Genomic DNA, 1,270 nt, shown 5'->3' with positions numbered 1-1,270 from the left:
TGCAGGAAGAAGCCGATCGGATTCGTGCAGCCCATCGCGCGCAGCTCGGCCGCGAGCGGAATCAGCTGATAGTCGTGGACCCAGATGACGTCGTCGGGGCGCAGCAGCGTGCGCAGCTTGCGCGCGAACAGCTGGTTCACGCGCCGGTAGCCGTCGGCGAAGCGCCGGTCGAACTGCGCGAGATCGAGCCGGTAGTGAAACACCGGCCACAGCACGTTGTTCGAGTAGCCGAGATAGTAAGCGTCGTAGTCCTGCGGATCGAGATCGACAGTCGCGAGCTGAATGCCGCCGACGTTCTGGATCTGCACATCGTCGCCATGCGCGGGGCGATCGTCGGCGCCGCGTAGCCTGCCGCTCCAGCCGAACCAGACGCCGCCGGTTTCCTGCAGGCTGTCTTTCACGGCAACGGCGAGGCCGCCGGCCGCGGCTTTACGGGGATCTGCGATGCGATTGGATACGACGACGAGTCGGCTCACCAGCTCTCCTGACGATTGTTGGGGAAGGGTCGTGCGGCCAGGGCGCGAGAGGCATACGCCGCCATCGGTGCGCGGTGCGCGATACGACGGGGCCGCATGGCGATCGGACGGGAGTCAGGGCGCGCGATTCGCCGTCCGGTCGAAAAGTGCTTTTTTAGGATACTCGCCATTCGTGCGTTTTAAAAGTCCGGCTCGTCGAACGGCGCGCGCGAACCTGTCGCGCGGTAGCCATGACGGCGGCGCGGCAACGGGCGATGCCCGAGCGGGACCGAAATTTGCTGCGCGCTGTGAAGCAGCAGGCATAAGGCCATGCGGCGAGCGGCGCGAATGGCGCCCGATCGGGCCGACGATGCGCATGCGTGCANNGCATGCGCATCGTCGCCTCCGTCGCGTTTGCCGTCGCGCGGTTGCCAGTGGCCCACGTCGGCTTCTTGCGTGTGCACCCGGTTCGGATTCGCGCCGGTAAGCAGCCCGCGGCGGGCCGCCGCGAGCCGTACCTTAGAACGTGGTGCGCAATCCGGCCATCACGCTGCGGCCGCCTTGCGGTGCGAAGCCGCGCACGACCGACGTCGCGTAGCGGATCTCCTGGTTCGTCAGGTTGTCGCCGCGCAGGTATGCGAGCCAGTGCGTCGGGCCGACGCGGAACTTGTACGTCAGCATCACGCCGAGCGACGTGTAGCCGTCGGTCGAGAAATCGTTGTCGGGCACGCGATGCTGCGACCACGCGTGCGTGACCTGCGCACGCGCACCGAACGGGCCGTAACCATAGTCGGCCGCGAGCGTCGCGCGCAGCG

Annotated in this window: 2 protein-coding genes; both read right to left on the bottom strand. The window is 67.3% G+C overall.

Features of this window, described 5'->3' with window-relative positions; all coding sequences use genetic code 11:
* Positions 1–476: trehalose-6-phosphate synthase (locus tag A9Z05_RS05425; protein ID WP_176730145.1), on the bottom strand; the 476-nt coding region annotated here is incomplete at its 3' end.
* Between the two features lie 498 nt (positions 477–974).
* Positions 975–1,270: TonB-dependent receptor (locus A9Z05_RS05415; RefSeq protein WP_141723361.1), on the bottom strand; the 296-nt coding region annotated here is incomplete at its 5' end.

Origin of the sequence: Burkholderia sp. A2 (assembly GCF_001729305.1) — a bacterium.
Taxonomy (GTDB): Bacteria; Pseudomonadota; Gammaproteobacteria; order Burkholderiales; family Burkholderiaceae; genus Burkholderia; species Burkholderia sola.
This window is presented reverse-complemented; position numbering and strand designations above follow the sequence as displayed.